At 47.0% G+C, this 14,407-nt stretch carries 16 protein-coding genes and 1 riboswitch; of the genes, 8 read left to right on the top strand and 8 right to left on the bottom strand.

All coding sequences use genetic code 11. The features are described 5' to 3' along the window. Positions 1 to 5 precede the first annotated feature (5 nt). Positions 6 to 1,019, bottom strand: coding sequence for a homocysteine S-methyltransferase family protein (locus GV030_RS00205; RefSeq protein WP_159578607.1), 1,014 nt, complete (start codon positions 1,017 to 1,019; stop codon positions 6 to 8). Between the two features lie 49 nt (positions 1,020 to 1,068). Then, positions 1,069 to 1,186, bottom strand: a riboswitch (SAM riboswitch). Positions 1,187 to 1,272: 86 nt separating this feature from the next. Here GV030_RS00205 and GV030_RS00200 point away from each other — a divergent pair. The 6 genes from GV030_RS00200 to GV030_RS00175 all read left to right on the top strand — a co-directional run bounded on the left by GV030_RS00200 (position 1,273) and on the right by GV030_RS00175 (position 5,620). Beyond that, the gene (locus tag GV030_RS00200; protein ID WP_159578605.1) at positions 1,273 to 2,178 is read left to right on the top strand and encodes a Ppx/GppA phosphatase family protein; all 906 of its coding nucleotides are present in this window, start codon (positions 1,273 to 1,275) and stop codon (positions 2,176 to 2,178) included. A gap of 42 nt (positions 2,179 to 2,220) precedes the next feature. Further along, positions 2,221 to 2,463: a hypothetical protein gene (locus tag GV030_RS00195; RefSeq protein WP_159578603.1), complete on the top strand. Its 243-nt coding sequence runs from the start codon at positions 2,221 to 2,223 to the stop codon at positions 2,461 to 2,463. A 17-nt stretch (positions 2,464 to 2,480) separates the two neighbouring features. Then, positions 2,481 to 3,221 carry an NYN domain-containing protein gene (locus tag GV030_RS00190; RefSeq protein WP_159578601.1) on the top strand — a complete coding sequence of 247 codons (741 nt, stop codon included), beginning with the start codon at positions 2,481 to 2,483 and terminating at the stop codon, positions 3,219 to 3,221. A 129-nt stretch (positions 3,222 to 3,350) separates the two neighbouring features. After that, positions 3,351 to 4,151 carry a hypothetical protein gene (locus GV030_RS00185; RefSeq protein ID WP_159578599.1) on the top strand — a complete coding sequence of 267 codons (801 nt, stop codon included), beginning with the start codon at positions 3,351 to 3,353 and terminating at the stop codon, positions 4,149 to 4,151. A gap of 228 nt (positions 4,152 to 4,379) precedes the next feature. Continuing rightward, on the top strand, positions 4,380 to 5,144 hold the full coding sequence (locus GV030_RS00180) for a helix-turn-helix domain-containing protein (RefSeq protein WP_159578597.1): 765 nt from the start codon (positions 4,380 to 4,382) through the stop codon (positions 5,142 to 5,144). An 86-nt stretch (positions 5,145 to 5,230) separates the two neighbouring features. Next, entirely contained in the window at positions 5,231 to 5,620 is a 390-nt protein-coding gene (locus GV030_RS00175) for a DUF1398 domain-containing protein (RefSeq protein WP_159578595.1), read from the top strand. Positions 5,621 to 5,940: 320 nt separating this feature from the next. Here GV030_RS00175 and metG read toward each other — a convergent pair whose 3' ends face one another. Beyond that, positions 5,941 to 7,998 carry a methionine--tRNA ligase gene (gene metG / locus GV030_RS00170; protein ID WP_159578593.1) on the bottom strand — a complete coding sequence of 686 codons (2,058 nt, stop codon included), beginning with the start codon at positions 7,996 to 7,998 and terminating at the stop codon, positions 5,941 to 5,943. Positions 7,999 to 8,187: 189 nt separating this feature from the next. Here metG and GV030_RS00165 point away from each other — a divergent pair, with 189 nt between their 5' ends. Then, positions 8,188 to 10,038 (top strand): peptidase M61, encoded by a 1,851-nt coding sequence (locus tag GV030_RS00165; protein WP_159578591.1) that lies wholly within the window; start codon positions 8,188 to 8,190, stop codon positions 10,036 to 10,038. A 62-nt stretch (positions 10,039 to 10,100) separates the two neighbouring features. On the opposite strand, the gene GV030_RS00160 is transcribed toward GV030_RS00165, so the two are convergent. Together GV030_RS00160 and GV030_RS00155 are read right to left on the bottom strand one after the other, a co-directional pair. Next, positions 10,101 to 10,562: a hypothetical protein gene (locus GV030_RS00160; RefSeq protein ID WP_159578589.1), complete on the bottom strand. Its 462-nt coding sequence runs from the start codon at positions 10,560 to 10,562 to the stop codon at positions 10,101 to 10,103. A 67-nt stretch (positions 10,563 to 10,629) separates the two neighbouring features. After that, positions 10,630 to 10,869: a hypothetical protein gene (locus tag GV030_RS00155; protein WP_159578587.1), complete on the bottom strand. Its 240-nt coding sequence runs from the start codon at positions 10,867 to 10,869 to the stop codon at positions 10,630 to 10,632. Positions 10,870 to 10,961: 92 nt separating this feature from the next. Here GV030_RS00155 and GV030_RS00150 point away from each other — a divergent pair, with 92 nt between their 5' ends. Further along, on the top strand, positions 10,962 to 11,240 hold the full coding sequence (locus GV030_RS00150; protein ID WP_159578585.1) for a rhodanese-like domain-containing protein: 279 nt from the start codon (positions 10,962 to 10,964) through the stop codon (positions 11,238 to 11,240). Between the two features lie 49 nt (positions 11,241 to 11,289). On the opposite strand, the gene GV030_RS00145 is transcribed toward GV030_RS00150, so the two are convergent. The 4 genes from GV030_RS00145 to GV030_RS00130 form a co-directional block, all read right to left on the bottom strand. Then, entirely contained in the window at positions 11,290 to 12,219 is a 930-nt protein-coding gene (locus GV030_RS00145) for an SDR family oxidoreductase (RefSeq protein ID WP_159578583.1), read from the bottom strand. 56 nt (positions 12,220 to 12,275) lie between these two features. Continuing rightward, entirely contained in the window at positions 12,276 to 12,692 is a 417-nt protein-coding gene (locus GV030_RS00140) for a DUF6691 family protein (protein WP_159578581.1), read from the bottom strand. Continuing rightward, on the bottom strand, positions 12,689 to 13,249 hold the full coding sequence (locus tag GV030_RS00135) for a YeeE/YedE family protein (protein ID WP_159578579.1): 561 nt from the start codon (positions 13,247 to 13,249) through the stop codon (positions 12,689 to 12,691). The genes GV030_RS00140 and GV030_RS00135 overlap by 4 nt, the downstream gene beginning before the upstream one ends. Before the next feature lie 71 nt (positions 13,250 to 13,320). Further along, on the bottom strand, positions 13,321 to 14,406 hold the full coding sequence (locus GV030_RS00130) for an SO2930 family diheme c-type cytochrome (RefSeq protein WP_159578577.1): 1,086 nt from the start codon (positions 14,404 to 14,406) through the stop codon (positions 13,321 to 13,323). Position 14,407 lies beyond the last annotated feature (1 nt).

Below are 14,407 nucleotides of genomic sequence, written 5' to 3'. Positions count from 1 at the left end.
ACTGATTACTGAAAACTGAGATCTGAAGTCATTTGCTTCCTCGGCTCATACCTTCCAGCCACTTCGGCGATGGCCCTGATGTGATCGGGAGTGGTACCACAGCACCCACCCAAAATATTCACTAACCCCTCTTGCAAGTACTCTTCTACCTGGGCAGCCATTTCCTCGGCGCTCTCATCATATTCCCCAAACTCATTGGGCAGTCCGGCATTCGGGTGAGCGCTTACCAGAAAATCAGATTTCTCAGCAAGGGTCTGCAGATAAGGGCGCAGTTGCTTGGCACCCAGCGCACAGTTCAAACCAATACTGAGCAAAGGCATATGAGAAACCGAAATCAAAAAGGCCTCTGTGGTCTGACCAGAAAGGGTCCTCCCCGAAGCATCAGTGATCGTACCCGACACCATGATCGGCACCCGCACACCCCTTTCTCTGACTACCTCATCTATGGCCATGAGTGCGGCTTTGGCATTCAGCGTGTCAAAAACAGTTTCTACCAACAGCGCATCCGCACCACCGTCCAGAAGTCCTTTGACCTGCTCTATGTAGGCTTCTTTCAACCCTTCAAAGGTCACTGCACGGAAACCCGGGTCGTTGACATCCGGTGAGAGTGAGGCGGTTCTGTTCGTTGGCCCGATAGACCCTGCCACAAATCTGGGCTTGTGAGGCTCCTTAGCGGTGAATTCATCCGCTACCTCCCGCGCAATCTTCGCACTCTCATAGTTGAGTTGGTAAGCCAGGTGCTCCAGCTGATAATCTGCCTGGGCAATGGTAGTGCTGCTGAATGTGTTGGTCTCGGCAATGTCTGCACCTGCTGCAAAGTAGGCTGCGTGTATTTCCTTGATCACATCCGGTCGGGTGATGGAAAGCAGGTCATTGTTGCCCTTCAGGGATGAGGGATGATTCTGGAGCGACTCATTTCTAAAATCCTCCTCTTCCAGCTTATACCGCTGGATCATGGTGCCCATGGCACCATCCAAAATCAATATTCTCTCCTGAGCTATTTCTTCTAGCTTGTTCATATCCAAAGATTAAAACCATTTATTCAGGAGAAAGGTACCGGAGTGGATTACTTTATCTCTTCCAGACAATGCCTGGATGGGAGTTGGCACCGAAATCCTGATCAGATGACCAGAAAAGGTTGCCAAGGCTTCATAGGGCCCAATCCCTCTGCCTTTCTCGATAAATGTGGTGGCAAATATAGGGGGAGATTAACACAATAAAAACATTTGCAATTAGGTTCTCATCCACCCAAAGGAGTATTTTTACTCCCCAATGAAATTTGCTGCAATAGACATAGGCTCCAATGCCATCCGCTTACAGGTCACCAAAGTAATCGAATACGAACAGCTCATTACCTTCAAAAAACTCCAGTATGTGAGGTTTCCACTCAGACTTGGTCATGACGTGTTTACCAACAAAATGATCAGTCCGGTGAATCAGGAGAAGTTCGTGAAACTGATGACCGCCTACAAAAACCTGATAGACCTCTATGGAGTGGATCACTATTTTGGCTGTGCCACCTCTGCCATACGCGAGTCTGCCAACGGAAAAGCACTTACCGAAAGGGTGCTGAATGAGGTGGGCTTAAAAATCAACATCATCAGTGGTGTGAAAGAAGCCGAAATGATCAATGAAGTGATTAGTCTGGATCTGGATGACAAAACCTACCTGCATGTGGATGTGGGTGGCGGTAGCACCGAGCTCAATTTCTATTATAAACAGAAGAAAGTGGCTTCCAAATCCTTCAAAATTGGATCAGTGAGGCGGCTGGAGCATCACGACTCACCCAGGGCCTGGAAGGAGATAGAGCGCTGGGTAAAAGATGAACTCAAAGACCATAAGGAGAAAGTCACAGCCATAGGTACAGGAGGAAACATCAACAAAATATATGAGCTCTCGCCTGTTTCCAAAAAAAGGAAAATCTCGCTGGAAAGCATCATGAAAGTACAGGACTACCTCGGTAACCTCACTCTGGATGAGCGCCTGAATCGGCTGCAACTGAACCCCGACCGGGCCGATGTAATCATCCCTGCTTCGGAAATCTATGTGCACGCCATGAAGGCTGCCAGAGCCAGGTCCATGCTGGTGCCCGATATTGGGTTGAAAGACGGAATCAACTATTACCTTTTTGAGAAGTACTACCCCAGTCGCGGAAAGATTTTTGTGAAAAACTCATGATCTGAAAATCCCTACATTTGCCGATCTAAAAATCGCACAATCATGACAATCATAGAAGCTATTGGCTGGCTGGGTGCCGGCTCACTCCTGGTAGGTTTTGTACTGAACATCTTTCAGAAAATCGCCGCTGGCTCCTTCCCTTATTTACTCCTCAACCTGGGCGGCTCGGCACTCCTGCTTTACAATGCCTACATGAACGGCGCCTATCCCTTCGTGGTGGTCAACCTTTTTTGGGTCGTTTTTTCGGGCATTAAACTCTTCCAGCTATCCTTTAGCAAATCATAAAGCCGTAGCTTTATAAGATGGACAAAGATCATAACCTGGCAGTACTCATAGACGGGGACAATATCCCCTCAGCTTATGTAAAGGAAATGATGGAGGAGATCGCCAAGTATGGCAACCCCACTATCAAACGGATTTATGGCGACTGGACCAAGCCCAACCTTTCCAAATGGAAAAACATGCTGCTGGAAAACGCCATCACGCCCATCCAGCAGTATGCCTACACCACTGGCAAGAATGCTACCGACTCGGCCATGATCATTGATGCCATGGACATCCTGTACTCCGGAAAGGTCAATGGCTTCTGTTTGGTCTCCAGTGATAGTGACTTTACCCGACTGGCTACCCGGCTGAGAGAGGCCGGCATGACGGTGATAGGGATCGGCGAAAAGAAAACTCCCAACCCATTTATAGTGGCCTGTGATCGGTTTATCTACATTGAGATCCTCAAGAAAGCCGAAAAAACCACTCAAGACCCTAAAGGCAAGCCTGCTAAAAAGGATGAGGATGACAAAATCACGCCTAAAGTGATCAGCCTGATCAGTGCCACCATCTCCGACTGTGCCGATGATGATGGGTGGGCCTTCTTGGGCGATGTGGGTGGTCTGCTTCAGAAAAAGCAGCCCAATTTTGACTCCAGAAACTTCGGATTCCAGAAGCTCACTCCTATGATCAAATCGATCAATAAGTTTGAAATAGAGCAGCGCGAAAACCAACGCGGCGGGAAGTACAAACTGGTCTATGTGAGGAATAAGGATTAAGGTATGGGTGAATCCTCCTTCATTAAAAATCATTGATCATTATGTACAAACGAGTTTCTCTACCTCGGCGCTCCATATGAAAACACGCTACACAATTCTTCTTCTAATCACTATTAGATAGATCAGGTTATGAAAAAAATGCTGGTTGGAATATTTGTCTACTTCTTGTTCCAAATTTCCGGGGATTGTCAAAAATGTGCTGACATAAAGCTTAAGAACTCCGATGTATTCTTAAATGTATCCATCGCTGCAACTTCCAGTACACAATTCTACACCAATGAAGGAAGTGACTTTAAGTTCGAAGCTATTGATTCAGTGATTTTATTCTTTGAACCATCAGAATCCCTTGTAAGCCATTTAGAAAACAAAGGTGTTTCATTCACAATTAAAAGAATGAGTTTGGAGGAAATCGAGGAGGTTACAGGAGAAAACATAAAAACCAGTTTGGACTGGATAATTCTCACTAGCGGTGATTCCTTGCACGGATATATTGAAGAAAAATCAAATGGGATAATATTTAGGAATCCAATAGAATCAGACTTTAGGAAAATATCAAATACTGATATTATAAGCTATAAAAATAATGAAGTTATATATGAAAATTTTAGAGGAATGAAAGCCCTAGAAATACGTGGAAATGTGAGCCTTTATATTGATACCTTAAGAGCAACATATGTCCATTTCTCCCCATATGGGGCGAGGGCCAAACCAACAACAAGCATTTACTATTTTGTGAAAAGGGAGAATGAAGAAGAGTTAATGTTGTTATCAATTAAGGGTAAAATATGGCTGAATAGCACCTTCAAAAAAACAGCTACTAATTATTTTAAAGAATGTCCAGACTTGGTTGATAGAATCAATCGAGGGTGGTACACTAAAAATCATATTGTGGAAATAGTACAATTCTACAACACAAGATGCTCAAAATAGCAACCGTATTATGGTAAGTTCCCTGTGATCTTGTTCCATAAAAATGATAGAGCCTATCCTTTGACATAAAACATCCTCAGTTTGAACAGGCCATATGGGATGTGATTCCCGCCTACACAGGAATGACTACCTATGAAAACTATACCTCTCCGGTTTATCATGGTTTCATCACCCGGCCCATAAATGCCCCTTGACTCGTAATGGTTATTCTGCTAGCTTGGTAGTCCCATGAAGTTTGACAGACATCCTCCGACCGAAAGGCTAAAACCCTACATCAAGTATTTTGTGGTGTCGGAGAATGAATTGGGCAGTGAGTACAAGGTTTTTCCTTCTTCAGGGTTGGTGATCGGGTTTCAATACAAAGGGCGACTTTCAGCAATGAATGGCAAGCAGGAAGACCGACTCAGCACCTCAGGTATTACGGGCATATCAAAGAGTTATAAAACCTTTAAAAACACCCCTAACATTGGAACCATCCTGGTTTATTTCACTGAAACAGGGTTTACGCATTTTGCTTCACATCCGACGAACGAATTGTACAACTTAAGCCTGTCTTTGGCGGACATTTTTGATCAGGGAGTCACCAAAGAAGTCGAAGAAAAGCTGTTTTTAGCCACTACAGACCTGCAGCGCATTCAGATAGTTGAAGCGTTTTTGCTCTCGCAATTAAAAGACATTCAGGCAGATCGCTTAATTGTAGAAGCGGTAAAACTCCTCTACCAAAGCCAGGGAACCATTCGCATTCAGGAGCTGCTTGAAAAACTGCATATCAGTCAGAGTGCATTTGAAAAGCGCTTTCGAAAAGTAGTAGGAACAACACCCAAAAAATTCGCATCAATCATTCGGTTCAATGCGGTGCTTGACAGCCTGAATGAGGCCAAATCGCTCACCGAAATCTGCTACGAGCATCATTTCTTCGATCAGGCTCACTTCATCAAAGACTTCAGGCTCTTCACGGGGGATACGCCCGAACAGTTTAAGCGCTCCCTGTAAAACAACGACTTTTTACAATTACCAAAATTCCCCCGCTCCCACCTTTGTCGCTCAAATCGAAACGATCAATCAAAAACCAAAGTGCAATGTTTACAATAGAACAACTCAAAGCCGCCCACAGCAAAGTCAAATCAGGAGCCGACTTCCCTACGTATATTCAGGAAATCAAACTATTAGGTGTAACCCACTACGTGGCTTATGTAGGCGATGGGCACATCGACTATCACGGACCCAACCATTATGCGGTGAAAGTACCCCCTAAGTACAACCCATTGCCCATTGCAGACAGCCCCAACTATGAATCCTTTAAAGACGGATTAGCGGCTCACCAGCAAGGCCAAACAGATTTCCTCACGTTCATTAGGATGTGTGCCCAATTTGGTATTGAAAAATGGGCCATCAATATCGACACCATGACCTGTACTTATTTTGATCAAGCCGGTATTGAAGTTCTGGTGGAAGATATCCCTCATTAAAAACAAACTCGTTTTGATTTATCCAGCTAGACAACCACCGTATACCCTAAGCTCCGTCACAGGCCAGACAAAGTCATGTGTGATTCCGCCAATGCGGTACTTTTCCTATAAACAACACGTCGTTTTCAGTAAAACAACGTTACAGTTTTGAATCTTAGATACGTATTTTTTTCCAATAGCGCAGCACCCATCCATCCAATGCTGATAAGTTAGAAAGAAATACCGCAGCATTCCCAGTCAGTAACCCCACCAATAAACAAGAAAGCCCCTACCAGCACTTGCAGTCCGGTAGGGGCTTTCTCTAACGCTGCTATTGCCCTTTAGGCTATGCCGGCACCATTCTCTGCGTCTTTGTCAGGACTCACTGCCTTGAGCGAACCGTCCGCATTTTCGGCAAAAAGGAGCATGCCCTGAGACTCGATGCCCATGATCTTCCGGGGTGCGAGATTTGACATCACCACCACCTTCCGGCCTATCATTTCTTCTGCAGTGAAATGCTTAGCTACTCCACTCACAATCGTCCGCACATCCAAGCCCGTATCTACCGTGAACTTCAGCAGCTTATTGGATTTCTCCACCTTCTCGGCGGTCTTGATCTCCCCTACCCGCAGGTCCATTTTCATGAAGTCATCAAATACCACCTCATCTTTGGCCGGAGCCACTTTGGGCACCTCGTTGGCTGCCTCATTTGCTTTCTTTGTATCCATTAGTTTTTGTACTTGTGCTTCTACTGTTTCATCTTCTATTTTATCAAAAAGCAACACGCCTTCATTGATCTGCTGACCGTCGGCCATCAGTCCCAAACCGCCAGCCATAGACCAGGCCACTTCCGTCTGGTTAAGCATCTTTCTCAGCTTATCGGAGGTGAAGGGGAGAAAAGGCTCAGATAAGATGGCCAGACTCCCAGCCAGCTGCAGGGCGATGTTCATGATGGTCTCCACCCGGCTCTGGTCTGTCTTGATCAGCTTCCATGGTTCTGTGTCGGCCAGGTATTTATTGCCTTCACGGGCCAGGTCCATCAAGTGGGTGGAGGCTTCTCTAAACCTGAACTGCTCCAGTGACTTTTCTATTTTCTCAGGGTAAGTCCGAATGGCAGCAATCACTTCTTCATCCCGCTCGGTGAGCTCATTTCGTGAAGGGATTTTACCATCAAAATATTTGTGCGTAAGCACTACAGCACGGTTGATGAAGTTGCCAAAAATGGCCACCAGCTCACTGTTGTTACGGGTCTGGAAGTCCTTCCAGGTGAAGTCATTGTCTTTGGTCTCCGGCGCATTGGCGGTCAGTACATACCTCAGCACATCCTGTTTGTCAGGAAATTCCTCCAGATACTCATGCAGCCACACCGCCCAATTTCTGGAGGTGGAAATCTTGTTGGACTCCAGGTTCAGAAATTCATTGGCTGGCACATTGTCTGGCAGTATATAGTCTCCATCTGCTTTGAGCAATGCGGGGAAGATCACACAATGAAATACGATGTTGTCTTTACCAATAAAGTGAATGAGCCGGGTATCCTCATTTTTCCAATAGTCCTCCCAGTTTTTCCCCACTGAGGCTGCCCAGTCCTTGGTGGCAGAGATGTACCCTATCGGGGCATCAAACCATACATATAGCACCTTACCTTCTGCCCCTTCCAACGGCACGGGAATCCCCCAATCCAGATCCCGGGTCATTGGCCTTGGTCGCAGGCCATTGTCCAGCCAGCTCTTGCACTGACCCGCCACATTGGATTTCCACTCGGGGTGCTCCTCCACTATCCAGTGTCTCAGCCATTCCTCGTACTGATCCAGTGGAAAATACCAGTGTTTGGTCTCCTTCATTACCGGCGATTCGCCGCTCAGCATCGACTTGGGATTGATCAGCTCCGCCGGGCTCAACGTTGAGCCACAGTTCTCACACTGATCACCGTAAGCCTCCGGGAAGCTACAGGTAGGGCAAGTTCCCTTGATGTATCGATCCGCCAAAAATTGCTTGGCTTTTGGGTCATAGAACTGCTCAGAAGACTGCTCTACAAATTTGCCATGGTCATTCAGTTTCTTAAAGAAATCCGAGGCTGTTTTATGATGTGTTGCTGAGCTGGTGCGAGAGTAGATATCGAAACTAATCCCAAATTGCTCAAATGACTTTTTGATCTGCTCGTGGTACTTGTCTACCACCTGCTGAGGAGTCACTCCTTCTTTGCGCGCCCTCAACTCTATAGCCACTCCGTGCTCATCGGAGCCACAAATGAAAGCCACATCGCGACCTTTCAATCTCAAAAAACGTGCATAAATATCTGCGGGCACATATACCCCGGCCAGATGACCAATATGCACCGGACCATTGGCGTAAGGCAGCGCAGAGGTGATCGTATATCTTTTAAATTCCTTGTTTGACATGTTTGTAAGTAGAATTGACCGCAAATATAGAAAGATTCAAGAGGGAGCGTAAGCTAAAAAGATTAATCCTTTGTGTATAGATCAACCCACCTACCATTTGTCAGTAGGCCTAACCATTGGCATAAAACATCCCTAAGAATGCCTCAAAATTATATTTCTTTGCGCCACTCTAAAATCAAAAGAACAACTATGAAAAAGTCTGTGATAGCGGCGTTGATGCTACTGACGCTGAGCTGGTCATACGCCCAGTCTGAAAAGTACAAAGTGGAGATAGACCTTACGGCCACTGCCAATGATCAGGTCCCAGTGACCATCTACACCCCCTCGTCAGATGCTGAATACCTGGAGTATCACATGGCCAAAGTGGTGCCGGGTACTTATAGCATCTCCGATTTCGGAAGATTCGTCTCCGATTTCAAAGCCTTCGACAAAGAAGGAAACTCCCTGCAGGTAGACACCCTTTCTATCAACCGGTGGAAAATAGCCAACGGTGGTCAGTTACATAAGATTACTTATCTGGTAGATGACACCTGGGATAAGTTTGATGGGTACGGAGACAATATCGTATTTGAACCCGGCGGCACCAACATCAATGCCGAAGAGAAAGTCTTTGTGTTGAATACTTTTGGGTTTATCGGTTATCTGGATGGGTTGAAATTTTCTCCCTATGAGGTGAGCATTACCCACGGAGAAAACACCTTTGGGGCCACCGCACTGAGAAAGAAAACAGTCAACGCAACTGAAGACCTCTTCTTTGCAGACGACTTTAATTTTCTCGCAGATGGCCCTATCATGTACAGTGTACCGGATACCATCTCCCGAAAAATCGCCAATGCCAATGTGCTGGTTTCTGTGTTTTCGCCTAACAAGGCCCTCTCTGCTGCTGAGGTTATGGACAAGATCTATGACCTGATGGAAGCACAAAGTAAGTACCTGGGTGGGCAACTGCCGGTAGACAGATACGCCTACCTCATCTACCTCAACGATGATGGCACCCTATCCGGTGCGATGGGCGCACTGGAGCACAGCTACTCGTCTGTATATTCACTTCCTGAAGCGGGCGCTGATAGGATTGGTCAAACGGTAAGAGACGTGGCGGCCCATGAGTTTTTTCACATCGTCACACCCTTGAATATCCATTCTAAGGAAATCGGTGAGTTCAACTACATAGAGCCTGAAATGTCCAAGCACCTTTGGCTATATGAAGGCGTGACAGAATACAGCTCCATGCATGTGCAAGTGAAATACAACCTCTACGGGCCAGAGACCTTCATGGAGGAGATTCAGGACAAACTCCGGACCGCCGACCGTTTCCCTAATGTTTCCTTCACAGAAATGAGTGAGCGAATCCTGGAACCGGAATTTGAAAGAATGTACACCAACGTGTATTACAAAGGTGCACTGATCGGGATGTGCCTCGACCTCTACCTCATCAAGTACTCTGATGGTGAAAAAGACCTGCAGTGGCTTATGAGAGAGCTGGCCAAAAAGTACGGTATGCAGGTGTCTTTTGAAGATGACGAGTTGTTCGGCGTAATAGAGGCACTTACTTACCCTGAGGTGGGTGAGTTTCTAAGGACTTATGTAAGTGGCGACACGCCATTGCCAATAGCAGAAGTACTCAGCTGGGCTGGCATAGAATACATTGCAGAGAAACCTGGCAGTGAAATCACTTTTGGTGATATTGGGATCACCCTTACCGAAGAAAGAGAAATCATGGTGGATGACCTTTCGGAAGCCAATGCTTTCGCCAAAGATCTTGGCTATCAGGTGGGCGACGTGATCACTGAATTCAATGGTCAGGCTTTTGAACTGTCAGCAGTGCGTAAGATCATCAGTGATTTCAAAGCCAACACTACTCCGGGCACCAAGGTGACCGTGGTGGTAAAACGTGAGAAAAATGGTAAAGTGAAGAGCAAAAAGCTCAAAGCCAAGGCACTGCAAATCGAGACAATGGATCAGCACTTCCTTGAGTTTGTAGAAGAGCCCACTGAAAGTCAGTATAAAGTCCTTCAATCCTGGATTGTAGCGGGCGAGTAATCCTTATTGATTTGACTGAAAAAGGGGAATATGAAAGCATTCATATTCCCCTTTTTTTTGTCTCAATTTTTGTAAGTCAACTGAATACCCGAGCCATTAGAAATGTAGCCCACGGCTCCCTCCCTATTCACCCGAAAGCGAATGACAAGCTCTTTTGCATGATCCTGAAGATAACCCGCAATGTTTTCCGTCTTTCGGGTATGCATCACATACCCGATCACCGACTCCACCCTGGTCAGCGGTATAGCTTGCTGGCCCTTGACGTCATAGAGTTCAGCCTCCAGCACATCGCCTCCTCTGGTGATCCGGACGGAATAACTCATGACTGCACTTTCTATCGGTAATCCGGCCAGGTCCACATTCACAGGGGTGCAGTAAACCCAGTCTGTGGTGGAATTGTACTGATCACAAAAACAGTTGATGAATTCGGTATGTGGTTTTGGCATATCATCAGCCACCGGGCCATTGATGGCACCACAAGACATTAGGAAAACAAACAGAAGGGAATAGGTCGGTGTTTTCATACTGCTTTGATATACGAGTAGAACCCCTAAAGCAGATTTTTTGTTCACGACCTAAGATATGGCACCACTAGCCAGGGAGCAAATAGCGAAATCCCCGATAAATCAAAAGTGTAAAAAACAGCAACCAGGGTGTTCCGTGCAGGAGCAAGTCAAAATAATCCATAGGCTGCATGCCTGCAGCTCCACCCAAAACCCATTGGACTTTGCCCCAAACATGAGGCTCCGGCACAAAAGGAGCTAGCCCCAAAGTCAGTGATAACAGACCGGACGTGCGAAGGAGTTGATTGCTTTCAAGTAATTTTTTCATAAGCCAAAGTTAACTGTACCACTCAGGAGCTTAAGTAACCATTGTTACCAAACATGATACTCAGAGCCTCTTCCTTTGCAATAAAAAACAAAATGAATATTTCAGAACTTATGGCTCAGGGAGCTACCGTGATAGATGTGAGAACCCCTGGCGAATTTCAAGGTGGAAATGTGGTAGGCTCCATCAACATCCCCCTCAATGAAATCCCACAGCGGGTACAGGAAATAAAAGAGATCAAAGGAACCGTACTATTGTGCTGTGCCAGTGGCAATCGCAGTGGTCAGGCCCATACCTATCTCAGGCATCAGGGAGTTGATTGTGAAAATGCCGGCTCCTGGCTAGATGTAAACAGACTGAAAGCAATGGCATAACCATCATGGAAAAATGTGACCGGCTGGAGATACTCCAGCCAGTCTTTACTTATCTCCTAAACTTCATCTTGCGCATGCCATTCAGGTATGCCCACATCATTTTGATCTTTGAGCCTCCTTTTCTGGACATCTCCATCGCATCCCAAAGTTCTTCAGGCACCTGGTCCAGTTGATTCATCTCTCCGGCACCTTTGAGCCACTCGCCTCCGTCTATGGTCACTACTTCACCATTCACATAGGCCGAATAATCCGACACCAGATAAGCAGCCAGGTTGGCCAGCTCCTGATGCACGCCTACCCTGCCTACAGGTACTTTGTTGGCTGGATCAAATTTCTCCTTCAGCCCGCCTGGTAGCAATCGGTCCCATGCTCCTTTGGTAGGAAATGGCCCTGGCGCGATGGCATTGGCTCTGATGCCATAGTGTGCCCACTCCACAGCCAATGATCTCGTCATGGCCAGTACACCGGCTTTGGCGCAAGCCGAAGGCACCACATAGCCCGAACCTGTCCACGCGTAAGTCGTGACTATACTGAGAATGTTTCCCGGATGTTTGTCAGCAATCCAGTCTTTGCCGAGTGCCAGGGTGAAATTGTAAGAGCCTTTGAGCACAATATCCACCACCGTATCAAATGCCCTGTGAGAAAGACGCTCTGTGGGGCTGATAAAGTTGCCTGCCGCATTATTGAGCAACACGTCTATGTGGCCAAACTGAGCCTTCGAGTCTGCAATGGCCTTTTCGACCTGATCATATTCGCGTACATCGCAAGCCAGCGGAAGCACCGGGTTTCCCGTTTGATCAGAGATTTCTTTGGCTGTTTCCTCCAGCACATCCAGTTTTCGGCTGGTGATAATGAGGTTGGCTCCCAACTCCGAAAAATAGGTGCCCATGGATTTGCCCAATCCGGTACCTCCACCAGTGACGAGGATCGTCTTTCCTTTCAGTGCGCCCTCTCGCAGCATGCCTTCAGTGTATTTCATATCATTTTTGGGTTTAGTCTCCGAAAGATAACCAAAAATGATTGACACTAATTGCCCTACCTCTGCGGAAGCTTATCCATCACCAGACCATACACAAAGGTGCCCAGCACTGCCGCCAGAAAAACGACACCAAAAGCCATAAATCCATTTCCGATGAGAATGTATATAGGACCGGGACACGCACCGGTCAGTGCCCAACCAAAACCAAAGATGGTTCCGCCAATCAGCGGAGGCCAAAACCTTTTAGCCTTCTCCTGTATCACAATAGGGTTACCGGAAATATCCTTGATATTGAATCTTTTGATTATTTGGACAGCAATAATCCCCAGCACCACCGCCGAGCCAATCACCCCGTACATATGAAAGGATTCGAACCGGAACATTTCATAAATCCGATACCACGAGATCACTTCTGCCTTGGTCAATACAATGCCAAAAAACACTCCTGCTAATAAAAATCTGAACCTGCTCATAGTATGCCGGGTAAAATCAAGTGTGTAACAATAAGGCCGCCAATAAAGAAGCCAACCACAGCTACCAGCGAGGGCCACTGGAGATTGCTCAAGCCACTGATGGCGTGACCTGAGGTGCAGCCATCAGCATAACGAGTGCCAAAGCCTACCATGAAACCGCCCAGCACCATGAAGATCAAGCCCTGCCCCGTCAGGAGGTTTTGAAGATTGAAAATCTCTCTGGGAAGAAACTCCGCTCCGGCATTGTCGATACCGTAAGTCTGCAAAGAGGCCACCGTAGCGGGATTGAGCGCGATAGCCTGCTCCGGAGCCATATACGAGGAAGCGATGTACCCACCAATGATGGCCCCAGCCGCAAAAAACAGGTTCCACGAAGCTGACTTCCAGTCGAACCGAAAAAAGTCACTCCAGCGACCAGCCCCGCCTATAGAACAGACCGTTTTGAGTGTGGATGATATCCCGAAGCTTTTGCCAAACAGAAGCATCAATACCATTACCAGTGTGATCAATGGCCCAGCCACATACCAGGGCCATGGTGCCGTTATCAATTCTTTCATAGATTTTTCAAGTTTTTGAAAATTCAGAACATCACTGGCGGATGAAAAGGTTTGCTAAGGTAAAAATTAACTCATAAATGTCGCTCAGCCTCCATTTGAGTGATCCATTGGCGAATGAGTTCAATCCCTTCCTCATGTCTCATTTTACGACCCACCTCCGGCATCATTACCCCGGGATCCAGTGACTCAATGCGATGAACCAGGATCGATTGATCCGGCTGACCGGGCACAATACCGTAGGTCAGTCCTCCGGAACCTCTCCCTGCGGCCACCGGAGGTTTGTTGATACCCAGCTTATAGCTGTCCGTTTCGGTGTAGGTCAGGTAAAGACCGGTGTTCTTTGCAGGCCCCTCCGCACGGTGACAATGTGCACAGTTGGTCTCCAACCAGGCACGGGCACGCAAATCAAGCGCACCGGTGCGCTCGTCATCCCATACGGGTAGTTTCGGTCGGTGATGTGTATCGGGTAAACCGGAGAGTATCCCAGCCTCTGCCCAGTGATCCAGCTGATTCGCCAGGCCTGCCTCATAGGTATAATCCCGATTGAGCTGCCGCGCCGAGGGACCGATGGGCGCCATCTGACCAGAGCGCTCATGGCAGCTCTTGCACTGCACAAGATTGGGCACCGAATAGTTTACTCTTTTTAGAATTCCAGACTCGTCAGTCCATGATACCGGCACAGTCTTGCCAGCTATTTCCAAAAAGGCTTCTGACTGTTCATCGTTCCAAACATAGGTGAGCGCATTCCAACCTTGAGACTCATGTATCAGCAATCGCGTTTCAATAATCCTTGGCTCTCCATCGGTCTTTCTCAAATCGTTCGCGTAATAAAAAATCTTAATTAGAATGGTTCCCACCGGAAAATTCATGACCTCCATGGAATCATAAATGGCCATGGTACCATCCTGTATTTTAACGAACCTTGCCTTTTGAGCATAGTCTGAAAAAAGTGGAGAATTGAGGTCATACGGAAGCACACCTGCAGCCGGGGACAGCTCCTTGAGTGGCCTCGAAAACAGGCCCCAATCGGAGAGCTTTTCTGGCTGATCCAGCCCCACTGTACCCACCAGGTTTACCTCTTCTATCACCTTCTTTTTGGGTGTGGAATCACAACCCATAAAAACAACCACCAATAAGAGTAAGCTGATAATTTTCATC

Source organism: Marinoscillum sp. 108 (genome assembly GCF_902506655.1).
GTDB lineage: Bacteria > Bacteroidota > Bacteroidia > Cytophagales > Cyclobacteriaceae > Marinoscillum > Marinoscillum luteum.
Note: the sequence above shows the minus strand (reverse complement) of the source record. Positions and strands in the feature narration are given on the sequence as shown.